A 1,413-nucleotide genomic window follows, 5' to 3' on the forward strand; every position below is an offset into this window, starting at 1 on the left:
ACATGGATGTATTATAGATGAGTGGACATACCTCGGTTAAATCAATAGAATTGAGCATAAGAGAGGACGTGTCCGACCATGAGTCAAAAAAAGTACAATAAAGAATTCAAACAAACAGTAGTCGAACTTTATCGTTCGGGTACACCGGTCAATCAACTAGCTAGCGAATATGGTGTGTCAGAAGTCACAATTTATAAATGGATTAAACTCCATTCTCCAATTGAAGGAACTGAGGAGTTAACTGCAGCTGAAGTAGTTGCTATCCAGAAGGAAAACCTTCGCTTAAAACAAGAGGTAGATATTCTAAAAAAGGCTATGACCATATTCGCGCAAAAATAGCAGACCAAGAACTAATCGACCACATTACAAAAGAAAGCGAACATCAACCCGTTCAATTGATGTGTCGCATTTTAAAAATGCCTAAAAGTACGTATTATCAATCATTTCACAAAAAGCCGAACAGCTATCATGTCGCCAACGAAAAGCTACTCGCTCGTATTCGCGTTATTCATAAGGAAAGTGACGGCCGTTATGGTGCACCGAAAATATTTCAAATCCTTAAACAAGAGGGCTATACAGGCAGTATTGATCGCGTTCAACGCATTATGAGAAAAGCAGGTATTCGCTCAAACATTACAAAAAAGTACCGTCCGACGCCAACACAGAAACCTGTGGAAGAGCGTGAAAACGTATTGGGACAAGACTTTACAACCGAAACCATCAATGAAAAATGGGTAGCAGATATTACGTATATCCACACAGTAAATGATGGTTGGTGTTATTTGGCGTCGGTATTAGATTGTCATACAAAGAAAATTGTTGGATATAAATTTGGTCGCAAAATGACGGTTGACCTAGTCTTAGAAGCACTTAATAACGCAGTAGCCGCGCAAAATCCAGCGCCAGGACTCATTGTACACACAGATTTAGGTTCTCAATATACAAGTGAAGCTTTTGGTGAGCGCTTACAGAAATACGAAATGATCCCATCATTCAGTCGAAAAGGTTGCCCATATGACAATGCGTGCATCGAATCATTTCACGCAACACTCAAAAAAGAAGAAGTATACCGAACGCGCTACAGTCACTTTGAAACCGCACGTGTAGCTTTATTTAAGTACATCGAAGGCTGGTACAATCGCAAGCGAATCCATGGTAGCATTGGTTATTTCACACCCGATGCATATGAGAAAATGTGCCGAGCAGCAGCGTAAAAAGGGGTCAAAGAAATCTACCCCTACACATTTTTCGGGCGCAACCTCCATGCATTTTCCGCTCTACATCCCGAGTAGGCGGTCAAAGGCTCTTTTCACTTTGACGGGCTACTCGGGATGTGGAACACTCCAAAAATGGACGTTGCGCAACACAAAAAATTAACTTGAGTGTGTCTACAATCTTGACGTAGATCCAACA

General features: G+C 41.1%; 1 protein-coding gene. It reads left to right on the forward strand.

The window, feature by feature from the left end; translation table 11 throughout:
* Positions 1-78 precede the first annotated feature (78 nt).
* A protein-coding gene (locus tag ACIQLB_RS24535) for an IS3 family transposase (protein WP_400731331.1) occupies positions 79-1,214 on the forward strand; the annotation gives its coding sequence in 2 pieces (ribosomal slippage) (positions 79-313 and positions 313-1,214; 1,137 coding nt in all).
* Positions 1,215-1,413 lie beyond the last annotated feature (199 nt).

This window comes from Lysinibacillus sp. NPDC092081 (assembly GCF_044755845.1).
In the GTDB taxonomy this organism is placed as follows: Bacteria; Bacillota; Bacilli; order Bacillales_A; family Planococcaceae; genus Lysinibacillus.